Origin of the sequence: Halomonas sp. Cn5-12, assembly GCF_021532545.1 — a bacterium.
Classification (GTDB): Bacteria; Pseudomonadota; Gammaproteobacteria; order Pseudomonadales; family Halomonadaceae; genus Vreelandella; species Vreelandella aquamarina.
In genome coordinates this window covers 81,910-99,800 of record NZ_JAKGAY010000007.1, presented here as the reverse complement: position 1 = coordinate 99,800, position 17,891 = coordinate 81,910, and the positions used below count along the sequence as shown (strand labels likewise).

17 protein-coding genes are annotated in these 17,891 nt (G+C 59.2%); 13 read left to right on the top strand and 4 right to left on the bottom strand.

Translation table 11 applies throughout. The features are described from left to right. Positions 1 to 85 precede the first annotated feature (85 nt). Together L1249_RS06285 and L1249_RS06280 are read left to right on the top strand one after the other, a co-directional pair. Entirely contained in the window at positions 86 to 700 is a 615-nt protein-coding gene (locus L1249_RS06285) for a TetR/AcrR family transcriptional regulator (RefSeq protein ID WP_044629626.1), read from the top strand. Beyond that, complete coding sequence (locus tag L1249_RS06280; protein WP_235253454.1) at positions 697 to 1,377, top strand: 1-acyl-sn-glycerol-3-phosphate acyltransferase; 681 nt, start codon at positions 697 to 699, stop codon at positions 1,375 to 1,377. Before L1249_RS06285 ends, L1249_RS06280 begins: the two co-directional genes overlap by 4 nt. Here the strand turns inward: L1249_RS06280 and L1249_RS06275 are convergent. Next, positions 1,374 to 2,648, bottom strand: a complete 1,275-nt coding sequence (locus L1249_RS06275; RefSeq protein ID WP_062359483.1) for an HlyC/CorC family transporter — start codon at positions 2,646 to 2,648, stop codon at positions 1,374 to 1,376. The two genes, L1249_RS06280 and L1249_RS06275, sit on opposite strands and share 4 nt — an antisense overlap. Positions 2,649 to 2,752: 104 nt before the next feature. Then, complete coding sequence (locus L1249_RS06270) at positions 2,753 to 3,550, bottom strand: cytochrome C assembly family protein (protein ID WP_054644946.1); 798 nt, start codon at positions 3,548 to 3,550, stop codon at positions 2,753 to 2,755. 272 nt (positions 3,551 to 3,822) lie between these two features. On the opposite strand from L1249_RS06270, the gene ffh reads away from it, so the two are divergent. From ffh to L1249_RS06215, 11 genes are all read left to right on the top strand, one after another. Continuing rightward, on the top strand, positions 3,823 to 5,235 hold the full coding sequence (gene ffh / locus L1249_RS06265; RefSeq protein WP_054640812.1) for a signal recognition particle protein: 1,413 nt from the start codon (positions 3,823 to 3,825) through the stop codon (positions 5,233 to 5,235). Positions 5,236 to 5,529: 294 nt separating this feature from the next. Then, positions 5,530 to 5,778 carry a 30S ribosomal protein S16 gene (gene rpsP, locus L1249_RS06260; protein ID WP_009098555.1) on the top strand — a complete coding sequence of 83 codons (249 nt, stop codon included), beginning with the start codon at positions 5,530 to 5,532 and terminating at the stop codon, positions 5,776 to 5,778. A 58-nt stretch (positions 5,779 to 5,836) separates the two neighbouring features. Beyond that, positions 5,837 to 6,382 (top strand): ribosome maturation factor RimM, encoded by a 546-nt coding sequence (gene rimM, locus L1249_RS06255; RefSeq protein ID WP_074211069.1) that lies wholly within the window; start codon positions 5,837 to 5,839, stop codon positions 6,380 to 6,382. Positions 6,383 to 6,459: 77 nt separating this feature from the next. Then, positions 6,460 to 7,236 (top strand): tRNA (guanosine(37)-N1)-methyltransferase TrmD, encoded by a 777-nt coding sequence (gene trmD / locus L1249_RS06250; RefSeq protein ID WP_074211638.1) that lies wholly within the window; start codon positions 6,460 to 6,462, stop codon positions 7,234 to 7,236. A 152-nt stretch (positions 7,237 to 7,388) separates the two neighbouring features. Beyond that, on the top strand, positions 7,389 to 7,745 hold the full coding sequence (gene rplS, locus L1249_RS06245) for a 50S ribosomal protein L19 (RefSeq protein ID WP_054640811.1): 357 nt from the start codon (positions 7,389 to 7,391) through the stop codon (positions 7,743 to 7,745). Positions 7,746 to 7,850: 105 nt separating this feature from the next. Then, entirely contained in the window at positions 7,851 to 8,732 is an 882-nt protein-coding gene (gene xerD, locus L1249_RS06240) for a site-specific tyrosine recombinase XerD (RefSeq protein ID WP_089674639.1), read from the top strand. Continuing rightward, a complete protein-coding gene (locus L1249_RS06235; RefSeq protein ID WP_137093705.1) occupies positions 8,707 to 9,498 on the top strand; it encodes a DsbC family protein in 792 nt (263 codons plus the stop codon). The genes xerD and L1249_RS06235 overlap by 26 nt, the downstream gene beginning before the upstream one ends. Before the next feature lie 85 nt (positions 9,499 to 9,583). After that, positions 9,584 to 10,900 carry a homoserine dehydrogenase gene (locus L1249_RS06230; RefSeq protein WP_044629618.1) on the top strand — a complete coding sequence of 439 codons (1,317 nt, stop codon included), beginning with the start codon at positions 9,584 to 9,586 and terminating at the stop codon, positions 10,898 to 10,900. A gap of 3 nt (positions 10,901 to 10,903) precedes the next feature. Further along, on the top strand, positions 10,904 to 12,292 hold the full coding sequence (gene thrC / locus L1249_RS06225; protein WP_058579709.1) for a threonine synthase: 1,389 nt from the start codon (positions 10,904 to 10,906) through the stop codon (positions 12,290 to 12,292). Positions 12,293 to 12,298: 6 nt separating this feature from the next. Beyond that, a complete protein-coding gene (locus tag L1249_RS06220; protein ID WP_058579708.1) occupies positions 12,299 to 14,095 on the top strand; it encodes a single-stranded-DNA-specific exonuclease RecJ in 1,797 nt (598 codons plus the stop codon). Positions 14,096 to 14,165: 70 nt separating this feature from the next. Continuing rightward, the gene (locus tag L1249_RS06215; RefSeq protein ID WP_062359474.1) at positions 14,166 to 14,783 is read left to right on the top strand and encodes a YitT family protein; all 618 of its coding nucleotides are present in this window, start codon (positions 14,166 to 14,168) and stop codon (positions 14,781 to 14,783) included. A gap of 75 nt (positions 14,784 to 14,858) precedes the next feature. On the opposite strand, the gene L1249_RS06210 is transcribed toward L1249_RS06215, so the two are convergent. After that, a complete protein-coding gene (locus L1249_RS06210) occupies positions 14,859 to 17,372 on the bottom strand; it encodes a heavy metal translocating P-type ATPase (RefSeq protein ID WP_058579706.1) in 2,514 nt (837 codons plus the stop codon). Next, on the bottom strand, positions 17,345 to 17,791 hold the full coding sequence (locus L1249_RS06205; RefSeq protein ID WP_058579727.1) for a MerR family transcriptional regulator: 447 nt from the start codon (positions 17,789 to 17,791) through the stop codon (positions 17,345 to 17,347). The genes L1249_RS06210 and L1249_RS06205 overlap by 28 nt, the downstream gene beginning before the upstream one ends. Positions 17,792 to 17,891: the final 100 nt, after the last annotated feature.

Below are 17,891 nucleotides of genomic sequence, written 5' to 3'. Positions count from 1 at the left end.
GTAAGGTATCCTATCGTATACCTTGCTCACGCTAAAGCGCGATGAGGCATTCTTCCCTGTTTGCCGTTGACCTGAAGAGATCGCCATGGCCCGTCCTAGACAGCATGCGCCCGATGCCCTCCACGCGCAGGTCATGCACGCTTGTGATGAGTGGTTGGCTAAGCAGCCAGTCCATGGTTTATCACTACGTGCCCTGGCCAGAGAGGTGGGCTGTGCGCCCAGTACGCTGCTAAAACTATACGGCAGCTTTAATAATTTATTGCAGCATGTCAACGTCGAAACCCTCGCGCGTTTGCAGCATACCATTACCAGCCTGGCCGAAGACGACCCCGAGCCGTGGTTGCGCGCCTTAGCGGATGCCTATTGGCGGTTTGCGGAGCAAGACTGCTACCGCTGGCAGCTGCTGTTTGACTACCCGCTCGCCCAGGAAGGGGAGTTGGGCCAGCGCCAGAGCGACCTGATTGAAGCCCTGTTTACCCAGGTGGAGACATCGTTAAAGCAGTATCAACCTGCGCTGGATGACCTGGAAGCACGCTGCCTTGGCCGTACCTTGTGGGGCAGCGTTCACGGCTTGGTGCAGCTTGGCTTGAACGAGCGGCTAGGCTACTGGCAAGGGCAGCAACTCAAAGTCGATGAACTATTGGATCAACTCATGAGCACCGTGCTGGCCGGGTTGCGACACCGGGAGGCGGTGACGTGACATGGGGGATCAAAACCACCCGCTGCTTGCTGCGCCGCGTGATCTACGTGGCCATGCGCGTTTGCTACCGGCTGTCGGTGCATGGCCAAGGGCACGTACCCAAACAGGGCGCTGCGTTGGTCGTCTGTAACCACGTTAGCTTTATGGATGCGCTAGTGCTGGGCGGTGGAAGCCCTAGGCCGCTACGGTTTGTGATGGATCAGCCCATCTTCGAATCCCGCTGGCTGAAGTGGTGGTTTCAACTGGTCGGAGCGATTCCGGTCGAATCGGAACGCCATAGCCCGGGAGCGCTGCGGCGCACCCTGGATGAAGTGAGCAAGGCGCTGCGTGAGGGCGATGTCGTGATGGTGTTTCCGGAAGGGCGCTTAACCCCAGATGGCGACATTCATACCTTTCGCCGTGGGCTCGAAACCATTCTCGCCCGAGACAACGTGCCAGTAATTCCGGCAGGCTTGGCGGGGCTCTGGGGGTCGTGGACCTCCCACTACGGCGGCAAAGCACTAAAGAAGTGGCCTTCGCGGTTTAGAGCGCCAGTGAGCCTGCACTTTGGTCCGCCCATTTTAGTGCATGAAGTCGAGGGTGTGGCGTTAAGGCGCTTCTTGGAGCAGCGGGTTAGGGCATTGAAGGCCGCGGGCGATAGCGAGATCGCCCGTTGCCAGTCGCGACAGCAGGATTAGCGGCGGGGCAAGCGCAGCTTTTGCCAGCAGCGCGCTGAGGTGATCAGGTTATCGCGAATTTCCAGAATCTCCATCCGCGTGTTGCCGATCTGCAGGCAGGCTGGGCCTTCTGGGAAAGCTTCTAAGTGCTCAAGAATTAACCCGTTTAACGTCTTTGGGCCGTCGGTCGGCAGTTGCCACCCCAGCATCTTATTGATCTCACGAATGTTAGCCGTGCCTTCAATGACATGGCTACCATCATCCTGCTGGTGAATCTCGTCATCTTCAGAAACGTCGGTGGTGAACTCGCCGACGATCTCTTCGAGAATATCCTCAAGTGTCACCAGCCCCTCTACATCGCCGTACTCATCCACCACGATGCCGATCCGCCGCTTCTGCTTTTGAAAATTCAGCAGCTGGGTATGCAGCGGTGTGGATTCGGGAATGAAGTAGGGCTCGCGTGCCTCTTGAACAATCGCCGCTTTAGTGACTTCGCTGCGGGATAAAAAGCGCGCCGCGTTGCGCAGGTGCAGCATGCCAATAATGTTGTTGATATCGCCCTTATAGACCGGCAGGCGTGTGTGCTGGCTGGTGCGGATCTGGGTCAGAATATCTTCCAGCGAGTCGTCCAGGTCGATGCCCAACACTTCGTGGCGGGGCACCATGATGTCGTTCACCGTCACGTTTTCAAGATCCAGAATCGACAGCAGCATGGCCCGGTGGCGGTAAGGGATCAGGGTGCCCGCTTCATGCACCACAGTGCGCAGCTCGTCACGAGTTAGGCTATCGCCGCCACTATCCACGCTTTTCACGCCAATCAGCCTTAGCAGACCGTTCGACATCACATTGACCAGCCATACCAAGGGGTAGAGTAGCTTTAGCAGCGGCTCCAGGGCGTAGGAGGTGGGGTAAGCAATGCGCTCAGGCTTGATGGCCGCGTAGGTTTTGGGTGTAACTTCCGCGAAAATCAGAATAGTGATGGTGAGCAACGCGGTGGAAATAGCCGGGCCGGACACATCGCCAAAAAAGTGGATGGCAATAATCGTGGCAATGGAGGCTGCCAAGTTATTGACGAAGTTATTGCCAATCAGAATAACGCCAATGAGTCGATCAGGGCGGGTGAGCAAGCGCATCACGCGCTTGGCGCTACGGTCGCCGCTGTTGGCTTGGTGGCTAAGTCGATAGCGGTTGATCGACATCATGCCCGTTTCAGAACTAGAGAAGAAGGCAGACAGCAGGATGAGTAAGGCTAGCAGGCCGAACAGTAACCCCAGAGGGAAGTCGTCGCTCAAGTCGAAAGTTCCTTTATGGCGTATTAAGCTCGATTTGTAGAAGCATGGCAGTGGCGTGTCAAGCGTGCGTTTACTGACGCGAGATCACCACTAAGCCCGCAGACTTAGCGGTTAAGCAGAATTTCCAGCACGAATTTACTACCAAAGTAGGCCAGCAGCAGAAGGGCACAGCCACCGAGGGTCCAGCGCACGGCACGCATGCCGCGCCAGCCAAAACGGTAGCGGCCCACCAGTAGCGTGGTGAAAATGATCCAGGCGCCCAGTGAGAGAACAGTTTTATGAACCAAGTGCTGAGCAAACAGGTTATCGAGGAAGATTAAGCCGCTGATAATTGAGAGTGTCAGCAGCACAATGCCTGCCCAGACCAGTTCAAACAGCACCCGCTCCATGGTGGTCAGCGGTGGCAGCGACTGGACGATTCCGCGAATATGGTGGTGACGCAGCGCCTGGTTTTGCAATCCCACCAGCACCGCTTGCACGGCGGCAATGGCGAGCACGGCAAACGCCAGAGCAGAGCTCACGGCATGCAGCAAAATACCCGGTGTTAAGCCGCTATGGCTGCCCTGGCTAGGCAGCCAAGTGGCCACAACCAGGGCAATGCCAGCAAGTGGAAACAGCGCGATGCCCGCATTAAGCACTGGCTTGAATAGGCTGGCCACCAGCACCACATTCACCGCCACCGCCATCAATAACGTGGCACTGGTGGTAAAGCCGGGCAGCAGCCCCGGTGATTCCCCCACCAACTGCACGACCACGGGAATATGCAACAGTAGGCCCAGCGCGCCTAGCAGACGTACCATGCCCTGGCGGGGAGGCACCCGGCGAAACAGCGTCATGCCCTGCCAAATGGCAGCGGCGACATAGAGTATAAAAGCGATCGTGGCGAACGGGAGCGCCTGCATGATGCTATCCATGCGCCTTGCAGCGCGTTGTTGAGAAGAATAGGGTCAGAACAGCGCCTGTATCCGAGTGGCAATACCTCCCAGTCAGGACGCCTCAATGTATTTTCCGGTCATCTAGATCGGCCCGCCTACTATAACCAATCAAGGCGGCGTCGCACAGCCATCGAGCGCCAACGCTGACGCCCATGGAGACTCAGGCCGCGAGCGCGTATAATCTCGGCCACATTCGTCCGGTGAATACGCCCGGCGACAGCGACGGAGGCAGAGGCCCCATGTTTCAGAATCTGAGCGAGCGTCTTTCCCAGACGCTGAAGTCGATCAAAGGCCAAGCACGGCTAACCGACGACAATATCAAAGATACCCTACGTGAAGTACGCAAAGCGCTGCTTGAGGCAGACGTAGCGCTACCGGTAGTTAAAGCCTTTATTGAGCGGGTGCGCGAGCGTGCGGTCGGCCAAGAGGTGTCGAAAAGCCTCTCGCCGGGCCAGCAGTTCGTCAAAATCGTCCAGCAAGAGCTGGAAGCGATTATGGGCGAGGCCAATGAAGGCCTTGGCCTAAAAGGCTCTCCCGCTGTCGTGCTGATGGCCGGTTTGCAGGGGGCGGGTAAAACCACCTCCGTCGCCAAGCTGGCCCGCTACCTGCGCGAGCGCGAAAAGAAAAAAGTGCTGGTGGTCTCGGCAGACGTCTACCGTCCGGCGGCCATCGACCAGCTTGAAACCCTGGCGAAAGAGGTTCAGGTCGACTTCTTTCCCTCCCGCTCTGATCAGAAGCCGGTCGACATCGCCAACGCGGCCATCAAGCACGCTAAAATTCAGTTCCACGACGTAGTGCTAGTCGATACTGCAGGCCGCCTTGCCATCGATGAAGCGATGATGGCGGAAATTCAGGCACTGCATAAGGCGGTTTCTCCCCAAGAAACGCTGTTTGTTGTCGATGCCATGACTGGCCAGGATGCGGTAAATACCGCCAAGGCGTTCAATGAAGCGCTGCCCTTGACCGGTGTGATCCTGACCAAGGCTGATGGTGATGCAAGGGGTGGTGCTGCACTGTCTGTCCGTCATGTCACGGGTAAGCCGATCAAGTTTATGGGGGTTGGTGAAAAGGTCGATGCGCTAGAGCCTTTCCACCCCGACCGGGTCGCGTCTCGAATTCTTGGTATGGGCGACATGCTGTCGCTGATCGAAGAAGCCGAGCGCACGGTGGATAAAGACAAGGCCGCCAAGCTTGCCAGTAAGGTGAAGAAGGGCGATGGCTTTGATCTTGAGGACTTCCGTGACCAGCTTCAGCAGCTCAAGAAAATGGGCGGCATGGGCGGCCTGCTCGGCAAACTGCCGGGTATGGGCCAAATGGCCGAACTGGCGCAAGGCCCCGGCCCTGAGAAGGAGCTAGGCAAGCTAGAAGCGCTGATCAACTCCATGACGCCCAAAGAGCGCCGCAAGCCCGACATCATTAACGGTTCGCGCAAACGCCGCATAGCAGCGGGGGCGGGCCTGCAGGTGCCTGACTTGAACCGCCTGCTAAAGCAGCACAAGCAGATGCAGAAGATGATGAAGAAAGCGGGCAAGAAAGGTGGCATGCAGAAAATGATGCGCGGTATGTCGGGCATGATGGGTGGCGGCGGCGGCCCGGGTGGCCCCGGTGGTATGGGCGGCATGGGTGGTCCTGGCGGCTTACCCTGGCGCTAAATGGTGCCTATCGTCGTGTTCTGATGCGCTTGGTAAGGTTGACGGCCTGTGAGTTTTCTGGCTGTCAGGCTTTCCAAGCCGAGCGCATTTGCGTAGAATGCGGCCTCTTCATGCGTGGGTGTTGGCAAAATGTGCGTTAGCACGGCCCCAATACTTGCCAATGAAGGTCCTGATGGTGTGTCGCCTTGGCTTATATAAGCAGGTGGTGCGCCAAGAAAACAGTATGACGAGTGTTCTGATAGCGGTTTGCGCTATGCCCCACTCTCGTAACCTCAACCGAAGGATAGTTATCGTATGGTTACCATTCGTTTGGCACGTGGTGGCGCCAAAAAGCGTCCCTTTTATCACCTGACTGTTACCGATTCTCGCAACGCCCGTGATGGCCGTTTCATCGAGCGTATCGGCTTCTTCAATCCGGTTGCCCGTGGTCAAGAAGAGCGTCTGCGTGTTGATCTGGATCGCGTTACTCACTGGCAGAGCCAAGGCGCCCAGCTGTCTGGTCGTGTTGCTGAGCTGGTTAAAGAAGCGCGCAAGCAGGCCTAAGCCTGTTGCCCGTCGCAAGTCATAGCAATAGATGCTGTTGTAGCTGGAGTGGTCGTCAATGACGCGTTTTAACACTAGCCATACTGACGACACACATGTGGTGCTTGGTAAGCTAACTAGCCCTCACGGGATTAAAGGTTGGCTGAAGGTGTACTCCTATACCAACCCCATGGACAGCATTCTAGAGTACCCTGAGTGGTGGGTGCGCCAAGGGGAAACCCTCACGCGTATGACCGTGGTTCAGGGGAGTCGGCAAGGTAAAGGGTTGGTGGTGCAGTTAAAAGGTGTGGATGACCGAACGGCAGCCGAAGCGCTGGCGCAAGCGGATATCCTGATGCCGAAAGAGTCACTGCCTGAGCTTTCCGACGATGAGTATTACTGGCATGAGCTTGAGGGCCTTACTGTCTTCACTCGGTCAGGCGAACGGTTAGGGCAGGTCAGCTACCTGTTCGAGACCGGCGCGAACGATGTCATGGTGGTACGCGGTGATAACGACGCAATCGACAAGCGCGAGCGGCTGTTACCCTTTTTGCCTGATGATGTGATCGTTGAGATCGACCTGGAAGATGGCCGTATGGTGGTCGACTGGGATCCTGAGTTCTGATGAGCCAAGACGCTTTGAACGAACGGTCAGCGGACGATCCAGCGGTGCTCGAAGAGGACGCGACAGACGTGCCGGCGATGTGGATTGGCGTGGTATCGCTGTTTCCCGACATGTTCGATGCGATAACCCAGCAAGGTGTGATCGGTCGAGCGGTAGAGAAGCAGCGTATTGCCCTTGAGTTCTGGAATCCGCGTGATTATGCCACCGACCGCCACCGCAGCGTGGACGATCGCCCCTATGGCGGCGGCCCCGGTATGCTAATGAAGGTAGACACCCTCCGGGCGGCTATCTTTGATGCTCGCCAACGTGCCGAGCAGGCAACCGGTCTCACGCCGACGGTGATCTACCTATCGCCCCAAGGGCGCCGGTTAGATCAGCAGGGCGTTCAAGTGCTCGCCTCGGCAGGCCCTCTTGTAGTGGTTGCCGGGCGCTATGAAGGCATTGATGAGCGCGTGGTGGAGAGTGACATCGATGAAGAGTGGTCGATTGGCGACTATGTGCTGAGCGGCGGCGAGTTGCCCGCGATGGTGCTGATCGACGCAGCGGCAAGGCTGGTACCCGGCGTGCTGGGCCACCAGGATTCCGCTATCGAAGACTCGTTTAATGACGGCTTGTTAGACTGCCCGCACTATACCCGTCCTGAAGTCATCGACGGGCGCCGAGTGCCTGAGGTGCTGCTAAGCGGAAATCATGCAGCCATCAAGCGCTGGCGGTTAAAGCAGTCGCTGGGGCGTACCTGGCAGCGTCGTCCTGATCTGTTAGCAGGGCGAACCCTTAACGCCGAGCAGCAAGTGCTGCTAGACGAGTTTATCGAGGAACACGCTCTGTCCGCTACGTTGGGTAAAGCGGAGTAGGCAGAGCGGCGGTGCAGGACGGATACGGTAGTAAGCTTACGTACCTGCGTCACCCATAACGACTCCCGCGTAGCTCGCTTCGAGCGCCGGGATCACGGTTTGCCCCTTCCACGACTGCGTGGCAAGCCATTACGTTATTTAGGAGTATGAAGATGAGCAGCAAGAACAAGGTGATCCAGGCGATCGAAGCCGAGCAAATGAGCAAAGAGATTCCTGCTTTTGCACCGGGCGACACCATCGTCGTTCAGGTTAAAGTAAAAGAAGGTACTCGTGAGCGTCTGCAGGCGTTTGAAGGTGTGGTCATCGGTAAGCGTAACCGCGGCCTGAACTCCGCTTTCACCGTACGCAAAATCTCCCACGGTGTTGGCGTTGAGCGTACCTTCCAGACCTACAGCCCGCTGGTTGACTCTATCGAAGTCAAGCGTCGTGGTGACGTTCGTCAAGCCAAACTGTACTACCTGCGTGAGCGCAGCGGTAAGTCGGCGCGTATCAAGGAAAAACTGGCTTAATCGCCACTTTTTTCACGGGCGCACGGCGCTCGGATACGGAAAACCCCGTCACCGCTTTGCGGGGCGGGGTTTTTGTTTGTCGCCTTGCAGGGAGACCGTTAGCCTATGAGCGTGATTGATGCTTATCTGGATGCTCTGTGGTTAGAGCAGGGAGCCAGCGACCATACGCTAGCGGCCTATCGGCGCGATTTAGCCGCTTGGCAGCAGCAGCTTGAACGCGATGATGAAACGCTGCTCACAGCCTCGCCAACGCGTTTTAGCACTTGGATGGAGCAGCGTCGCGAGCAAGGCTACCAACTGCGCAGCAACGCCAGAATGCTTTCGTCACTACGCAGTTTTTATCGCTGGGCACGGCTCTATGGACATATAGACAGCGACCCGCTGGCCAACGTGTCGCTCCCCAAAGTGCGCCCCAGCCTGCCCGATACGTTGGAAGAAGACGAGGTCGAGCGCCTGCTGCTGGCCCCGGATGTGGGCACGCCGCTGGGTGTGCGTGATCGCACCATGCTGGAGCTGCTTTACGCCTGTGGGCTGCGGGTGTCTGAGCTTGTTGGCCTGACCGGCGATGCAGTCAACTTGCGCCAGGGGGTGGTGCGCGTGCGCGGCAAAGGGGATAAAGACCGCCTAGTGCCCATGGGGGAGGAGGCCGCCGAGTGGCTAGCGCAGTACTTAAAAACGGCGCGGCCAGCGTTGATGCAGGACCCAACGCGCCCAGCGCTGTTCCCCGGGCGAGGCGATAACTCAATGACGCGGCAGACATTTTGGCACCGTATTAAAGCCCACGCCATCACGGCAGGAATATCGCGGCCGCTGTCGCCTCACACGTTGCGCCACGCATTCGCGACTCATTTATTGAATCATGGGGCTAATTTGCGGGTCGTACAGCTGCTGTTAGGTCATAGCGACCTATCCACCACACAAATTTATACTCACGTTGCCCAGGCGCGCCTGGAGCAACTGCATGCTGACCACCATCCACGAGGTTAATCAAAGAATGCGCCAACGTATGCCTTCAGCTGCGAAATCCTGTGCCCCCTGGCTGGTGCTGGCGGGCAGTTTACTGCCTGCTTTTGCCTACGCCGATGATGTTGCCGAGCGCTTGGCTGAAAATTTACAGGTGAACGGCCAGCCGATGCCGGTAGATCAGGTGAGCGCCACGCCGATGGAAGGGATCTATCATGTTCGTCTGGAGAGCGGTGAGTCGTTTTACTCCAATGCCGACGGTAGCCACTTTTTGGTAGGGGATCTCTACCAAAATGCGGATAATGGACTAGTGAATCTGACCGAGCAGTCCCGCAACCAAGAGCGAGCAGCGGCGCTGGCAGCGATTCCCGAGAGCGAGCGCGTCGTGTTTAGGGGCGTCGAGGAGCCCAAGGCCACGGTGGTGGTGTTTACCGACCCCACCTGCCCCTATTGCGAGCGCCTCCATGAGACCGTGCCCGAGCTCAACGAACGTGGGATTGCGGTACACTATCTCGCTTTTCCACGAGCTGGTATGGGCAGTGGCGCCGCTAACACCCTCCAGCAAGTCTGGTGCTCTGATAACCGCAGTGAAGCGATGAATCAGGCTAAAGAGGGCCAGACGATTGCCGCAGAAGCCAGCTGCGATAACCCGGTGGCAGATCAGTACGCCTTGGGGCAAGCGCTAGGGGTGCAAGGCACGCCAGCTATTATCCTGCCCGATGGGCAAATGGTGCCTGGATTTGTACCCCCCGAGCGGCTCGTTGCCATGTTAGGCTTGGAAGATGAATAACGTCACATAAGTGACGAACGGACACGCTGAGACACTGATTTAAGAAGCGGCACCCGCGGGTGCCCAACACGAAAGGGGAAGTATTTTGAAACCGGTAAGAGTAGGCATTTGTGGGTTAGGCACTGTGGGTGGCGGCACCTTCAACGTATTAACGCGCAACGCGGATGATATTAGCCGCCGCGCAGGCCGCCCGATTGTGATTGAGCAGGTTGCCCACCGCAGTATTCATCCCGACTGCGATATTACCGGCATTAACGCGACATCCGATGTCTTCGAGGTGGCGAACAACCCCAACGTAGATGTGCTGGTCGAGCTGATTGGCGGATACGATATTGCCCGCGAGCTGGTGCTCACCGCGATTGCCAACGGCAAGCACGTGGTCACCGCCAACAAGGCGCTGATCGCCGTTCACGGTAACGAGATTTTCCGTGCGGCCCATGAAAAGGGCGTGATCGTTGCCTTTGAAGCCGCCGTCGCGGGGGGGATTCCCGTCATCAAATCGCTGCGTGAAGGCCTGGGTGCTAACCGTATCGAGTGGGTCGCGGGCATTATCAACGGCACCGGTAACTTCATTCTGACTCACATGCGCGACGAAGGCCGTGCCTTTGAAGACGTATTGGCCGAGGCCCAGGCGCTTGGCTATGCCGAAGCCGACCCGACGTTCGATGTGGAAGGCATCGATGCCGCCCACAAGCTGACCATCCTGGCCTCGATTGCCTACGGCGTGCCGTTGCAGTTTGAAAAAGCTTTCACCGAAGGGATCTCCCGCATTACTGCCGAAGACGTGGAGCAGGCCGACAACCTCGGTTACGTCATCAAGCATCTGGGGATCTCCAAGCGTACCGATCAAGGCCTTGAGCTGCGTGTTCACCCCACGTTGATTCCCAAAGAGCGCCTGCTGGCCAATGTGCATGGTGTGAAAAACGCCATTGCGGTCATGGGCGACGCGGTTGGCCCCACGCTGTATTACGGCGCGGGTGCGGGTGCTGAGCCAACGGCGTCTGCCGTGGTGGCGGATCTGCTGGACGTGGCCCGCGACATCGCCACCGACCACCACTACCGGGTACCTTATCTGGCGTTTAGCGGCATCGACGAAGACGTGAGCCAGCTGCCGATTATGCCGATGGAAGAGATCACCACGGCTTACTACCTGCGCCTGCTGGCGGTAGACCGCCCCGGTGTGCTGGCCCGTGTAGCGACCATTCTGGCCGAGCAGGGCATCTCCATTGAAGCGCTGATTCAGAAAGAGGCCACCGAAGGCGAGCTGGTACCGATCATTCTGCTGACGCATCGCACCAAAGAGAAGCAGATGAACGAAGCGATCCGCGAGATCGAAGCCATGGCGGATATTGCAGGCCCCGTCACGCGTATTCGCGTAGAAAGCCTGGACGAAGGAGAGTAACCGATGCGCTATATCAGCACGCGTGGGCAAGCCCCCGCGCTCTCTTTCGAAGAGGTGGTGCTTACCGGTATGGCCAGCGACGGCGGCCTCTACGTCCCGGAAACGCTGCCTGAGTTCTCCAAAGAAGAGCTGGCCGACATGGCCGGGCTCTCCTACGCCGAGATCGCCTTTCGGGTGATGAAACCGTTCGTCAATGGTGAGATCGACGACGAGACCTTCCGCCGTTTGGTGACCGAGGCGTACGCCACGTTCAACCACGACGCAGTGGTGCCGTTAAAGCAGCTGGATGCCAGCCACTTCCTGTTAGAGCAGTTCCACGGCCCGACGCTGGCGTTTAAAGACGTGGCGCTGCAACTGTTGGGGCGACTGCTGGATCACTTCCTGAAAAAGCGTGGTGAACGCGCGGTGATCATGGGCGCCACCTCTGGCGACACCGGCTCGGCGGCCATCGAAGGCTGCCGCCACTGCGACAACCTCGATATTTTTATACTGCACCCCCACAACCGCGTCTCCGAAGTGCAGCGCCGTCAGATGACCTCGGTGCTCGCCGACAACGTCTTCAACATCGCCATCGAAGGCAACTTCGACGACGCCCAGGCGATGGTCAAGGCCAGCTTTGCCAATCAAGGCTTCTTGAACGGCACGCGGCTTGTGGCAGTGAATTCGATCAACTGGGCGCGCATCATGGCCCAGATCGTCTACTACGTGGCCGCAGGCGTGGCCTTGGGTGCGCCCCAGCGGGAAGTGAGCTTCTGCGTGCCCTCGGCTAACTTCGGCAACGTCTTTGCGGGCTACATGGCCTACAAGATGGGCCTGCCGGTGAAGCAGTTCATCATTGCCACCAATGCTAACGATATTCTGCACCGCACGTTGGCGGCTAACGACTTCTCCAAGAAAGAGCTCGCAGCCACGCTGGCACCCTCTATGGATATCGTCGTGTCGTCCAATTTCGAGCGCCTGCTGTTCGATGCCTACGACCGTGATGGTGCCGCCGTGGCAGCTCTGCTGGAACGCTTCCAGCAAGAGCCTACTGCGCTTGCCGATGCGCCGCTGGCCAAGCTGCGCGAGAAGTTCGCCAGCTACAGCGTCGATGACGAGACGATTCTGGAAGTGATTCGGGAAGCGCATCATCGTACCGGCGAGATTCTCGATCCGCATACGGCGACCGGCTACCGAGCGGCCGAGCGGGCACGTGTAGACACCTCCACGCCGATGATCACCCTGGCCACCGCCCACCCGGCGAAGTTCGCCGAAGCCGTGGTAAAAGCGGGCTTCCAGGGCGTGCCGCTGCCGACCCACATGGACGACCTGCTGGAGCGCGAAGAGCGCTATACGGTGTTGCCCGCAGAATTGAGCGCGGTACAGCAGTTCGTCGCTGACAACCGTCGCTGAGGTGATATGACCCAAGTGTCACCCCTTTCTCAGCAGAGTAACCAGCCCCGCCTAGAGCCTCGTCCCCTGGACGAGGCTGTTTATTTGCGTGCGCAATCCGAAGGGCTGAGCGAGCTTCAGGCAAGGCTTTTGGCGTCGCGGCTGCCCGGCTATACCGGGGAGCTTGCGCCGCTGGTGTCGCCCAGCCTGCGCTATCTCGTGCATCCTGAAAAACTCGCCGATGGCCGTCGTGCGGCGAAGCGGATTGCTCAAGCGGTCGCCGAGGGCGAGTCCATAGGCATTCTGACCGACTACGATGTGGACGGCATCACCTCTCACGTGGTCATTCGGCGTACGCTGGTCGAGCTATTTGGCGTGCCCGAGCACAAGCTACACAGCTTAATTGGTCACCGCATTCACGACGGCTACGGCATCAGCCTGCCGCTGGTGGAGCGAACGCTGAGCTTAAAACCGCTGCCGACGCTGGTGATTACCGCCGACTGCGGCAGTTCTGACGAGCCGCGCATTGCGCGGCTGAAAGCAGCCGGTATCGATGTGGTGGTCAGCGACCACCATGCGCTGCCCCTGGAAGGCCCGCCGCCCTCGGCGTATGCCTGCGTGAACCCGACTCGCAGCGACTGCGACTATCCGGATAAAACCATTGCAGGTTGCATGGTGGCGTGGCTGCTGATGTCGCTCGCCCGCGGCGTACTGGTGGAGTGGGGCGCATTGCCTGAGGCCACGCCGAAGCTCTCACCGTGGCTCTCCTACGTGGCGTTAGGCACCGTGGCGGATTGCGTCTCGCTGGGTGGAAGCCCCGCCAACCGTGCGGTGGTGAGCTACGGCTTAACGCTGATCAACCGTATGGATGCCGCCTGCTGGCGGGCCATGGCAGCGCGCTTAGGGGCCGACAGCGTGCCCTTCAACGCTGAAACCTTGGCGTTTCAGATGGGGCCGAGAATCAACGCTCGCTCGCGATTGGACGACCCCTACGCGGCGCTGCACTTTATGCTGGCCGAGAGCGACGGCGTCGCGAACCGGCAGCTTGAGGTGCTGGACCAGGATAACCAGTCCCGCAAGGCGATTGAGGCAGATATGGCTGAGGAGGCGCGGGCGCTCGCCGTTCCCGCCTTGGAGGCCAACGAGCCTGCCGTCGTGGTGCTGCTGGAAGATGGCCACCCCGGCGTGCAGGGCATCGTCGCTTCAAGGCTGGTGCAGGCCTACGGACGCCCAGCCGTGGTGCTTACGCGGGCGGCGGCACCCAATATGCTTACCGGCTCCGGCCGCTCTATTGACGGGCTGCATTTACGGGACGCACTACAGCGCACCTTTGAGCTTGCCCCAGAGGCGCTGCCGCGCTTTGGAGGCCACAGTGGCGCTGCAGGCGTGGGCGTGCCACGGGAGCAGCTCGACACCTTCAAAGCCGCGTTTTTGCAGGCGGTCGGTGAGCAGCTGGGCGATACACCGCTCTACCCGCGTCTGTGGACCGATGGCGAGCTCTCGACCGCCCAACTCTCGCTGGCGACGCTGGTGGAAATCGAGACGTTAGGCCCCTACGGGCGGGAGTTCGACCCGCCGTTATTTGAAGGGCGCTTTATTGTGGAAGCGCTGCGCCCGGTGGGTGCAGAAGGTTCGCACCTGATGATGGAGCTCTCCATGGGGGCCGTCACCAGCAAAGCGATTTGGTTTCGCGCGCTCACACCGGGGGAGTTGCCCTCGTTTAGCGTGGGCGATACGCTGCACTGCGCTTACAAGCTCAATCGCAACCGCTGGCGCGGTCGCGAGTCATTGCAGCTCATGGTGGAGCACGCTAGCCCCGTTTAATACTCTCCGCTATCCTCGCGTCCTTGGCCGCTTAAGCGGCCGCTCTAATAATCCTAAAAAGGACGCACTCATGCGCATGGAAGACCTGCCTAAAGACCCTCACAAGCCCTACGAAGACATCATGGCGATGCTGTTGGGCACGCTGTTTGTGGCGCTAGGGGTGACGTTTTACACCCACGCGGTGCTGCTCACCGGCAGTACCGCAGGGATGGCGCTACTGCTCAATTACCTGACCGGGTGGGGATTTGGCGTGTGGTTTTTTGCCATCAACCTGCCGTTTTACTATCTGGCGATCAAACGCATGGGGTGGAGCTTTACGCTGCGCACCTTTGTCGCCATTGGCTTGGTCTCGCTGTTCTCCGAGCTTACTCAGGGGTGGGTCGAATTTGCCAACGTGCCGTCGCTCTACGCGGCACTGATGGGCGGCGCATTGATGGGGATTGGCATGCTGATGCTGTTTCGCCACCGCACCAGCCTCGGCGGCATCAACATTCTTGCCCTCTACCTGCAGGATAAACATGGCCTGCGGGCAGGCTATGTGCAGCTCGGCATCGACGCCGTGATCCTGCTGGTGGCGCTCACCCAGCTACCGCTAGACCGTGTAGGCTACTCGGTGCTGGGAGCGCTGATGCTCAACTTGATCATCGCCCTGAACCACAAGCCAGGGCGTTATATCGGGGTTAGCTAAACGGTTGCTAGTTAAGCCAAAACCACCAGACGATCAAGCCAATGATGGCAATACCCGCAAGGTTGATCAGTAAACTCATACGGCCTCCTGCTGGGTGGGCTTCCATAACCGTAGGCGGTTGGCGTTGCTGACCACGGTGATGGAGGAGAGCGACATGGCCACGCCCGCAATAATGGGTGACAGCAACATGCCGGTTACGGGGTAGAGCACGCCGGCGGCAATCGGGATGCACAGCACGTTATAGCCAAATGCGCCGACTAGATTCTGCTTGATGTTGGTGAGCGTGGCCCGGCTAAGCTCAATCGCCGTGGCCACGCCGTGTAGTGAACCGCGCATCAGCGTAATACCGGCGCTCTCCATGGCGATATCGGTACCCTGGCCAATGGCAAAACCCACGTTGGCCCGGGCCAGCGCGGGGGCGTCGTTAATACCGTCGCCCACCATGCCGACCACTTCGCCTGCCGCTTGGCGGCGCTCAATCTCGGCGTGCTTGTCGTCGGGCGTCATACCTGCCTTGAACTCGCTAATGCCGACCTCGCGGGCCACCGCAGCGGCGGTATGTTCGTTATCGCCCGTCAACATCACCACGGTTAACCCATCATCCTGCAAGCGCTTTACGGCGGCGGCGGCATCTTTGCGCAGCGGGTCGCTAACGCCGAAGAGGGCGGCCAGCTTGCCATTCACCGCTAAATAAACCAGCGAGCGCGCCTTGGCTTCCAACTGGCGAATGCTCTCGTCTGCTGGGGAAAGATCAACGCCAGCCTCATCCAGTAGCCGCGCATTGCCTAGCAGCAGCGTGTCATTAGCTTGGCTGGTGCCTTTAACACCGCCGCCGGTCACGCTATCAAAGCTAGCCAGCGCATCGGGTCGGGCGCCTTGCTCTTCGGCGTAGGCCGTCAGCGCTTTGGCAAGGGGGTGCTCCGAGCGGCTCTCTAAGGCGGCCACCCAGGCCAGTACTTGGGTGCTATCATCGTGCAGCACCGTTGCCTCGGTCACACGAGGTTTGCCTTCGGTCAGCGTTCCCGTTTTATCGACGACCAGCGTGTTCAGGCGGCTCGCGGTTTGCAGCGCTTCGCCGCTACGCACCAGCACGCCATGCTCGGCGGCTTTGCCCACGCCAATCATGGTAGAGATCGGGGTGGCCAAGCCCAGCGCGCAGGGGCAGGCGATAATTAGCACGGTAGTAGCAGTAACCAGCATATGAATAGCCACCGGAGCGGGTCCGAGGTTGTACCAGGCAAGGGCCGTTAGCACCGCAATAATCATCACGGTGGGTACAAATACGCCTGATATTTTATCGGCCAGCTCACCAATCGGCGGGCGGGAGTTTTGTGCGCTGGCCACCTGCTCGGTAATGCGCCCCAAACGGGTATCGCGGCCGATGCGCGTGGCGCGGTACACCAAGCTACCGTTACCGTTCACCGTGCCCGCGCTTACGTCATCGTCCGCTGTTTTATGCACGGGCACCGGTTCGCCGGTAAGCATGGATTCATCGATATAGCTCTGGCCGTCGAGCACTACGCCATCCACCGGCAGCCGCTCACCGGGGCGCACGCGAATATGGTCATCCAGCGCTACATCGTCCACCGCAATCTCTTGTTCAACGCCGTCGCGTATCACCCGGGCGGTTTTCTCCTGCAGGTCGAGCAGCCGTTTAAGGGCGCTGCTGGTGCGACCGCGGGCTTTGAGCTCCAGTGCATTGCCCAACAAAATCAGGCCGATCACCATGGCAGAGGCTTCAAAATAGATGCCGTGAGCCACCTCAGGCAACCAGGGGGCGAAGAGCACTACCATCATCGAGTAGAGCCAGGCGGTGCCGGTGCCCATCGCCACCAGGGTGTCCATGTTGGCTTGGTGGTGCTTGAGTTGTTTCCAGGCGTTGGTGAAAAAGTGCCGCCCAGGAAAGGCCAAAATAGCCAGCGTCAGCAGGCCAATCACCAGCCAATACAAGCGGCCGGCGCCCATGGGGTGTGGGTGATAGACGAACATGCTCAGCATCAGTGGAATGGCGAGGGAGAGCGACAGCACGCTGCCCTTGAGGCGCTGGCGGTAGGTAACGGCCTCTTGCGCCTCGCGAGTGCGCTCGGCTTCACGTATATCCACAATCGGTTCGGCGCGATAGCCTGCCTCAGCAACGGCCGCTATTAGCGCTTCCTGAGTAGCACTGCCGGTGACTTGGGCGGTGTGGGTGCCAAAATTCACCGAGGCGCTGTTCACGCCTGGGGTATGGGACAGCGCTTTTTCGACGCTTTTGACACAGCCTGCGCAGGTCATGCCGCTAATCAGCAGGCGCAGTTGGGGCGCATCCACGGGCGCACTTTGCGATTCAGCGGGTTCAGGTGCGTCGGGGTGTGGTGCGTCACTCGCGTCGTCGCTGGGCGGGTAGCCCGCATCGTTGAGCGTACTATCCAGCGCTTGATCGTCAAGGGAGCTGGTCACTTCCAGGCGCTTTTCTGCAGGGAAGCCATCCACTTGGGCGGCCGGGTCCTGGGCTTGAATCGCCTCACGCATGCGCTTAACGCAGCCCTGGCAGTTCATACCCGGCACGGTGCGTATCAGCATCACGGTTTGCTCGGTGTCGCGCTGCATGGTGCCTCCTCGGGAAAACTTTCGATTAAGCGGCACAGGCTATGGCCATCAGGGGTGCCGTCAGGCATGTCGCGCCAGCTCTCCAGTGCCTGCTCCATACGCTCGGCAAGTGCCTCTAGCTCGGCAATCCGCGCGCGTATTTGCGGCAGCCGGTGGGCAAGCAGATCGCGCACTAGCGGGCAAGGGGAGTCGCCTTGGTCGGCATGGGCCAAAATGTCGCGGATTTCCGCCACGCTAAACCCCAGCTTGCGCGCCCGCTGAATAAAGTGCAGCCGCTCAAGGTCGGTAGCTGAAAAAAGTTGGTAGCCATTATCAGGGTGGCGTGTGGGCGAGAGCAGTCCTTCGCGCGTGTAATGGCGAACGGTCTCAGCGGTCACGTTGCCACGTTTGGCAAGTTCGCCCACTTTTAAGTCGTTCAGCACTGTTTTTCTCCCAGGTCGCCATCTAATGTTATTTAAAATAGTGTAAAACCTATGGGTAACCCATAGGTCAAGCGTGCGCGTCAGCATCAGTCAAAAT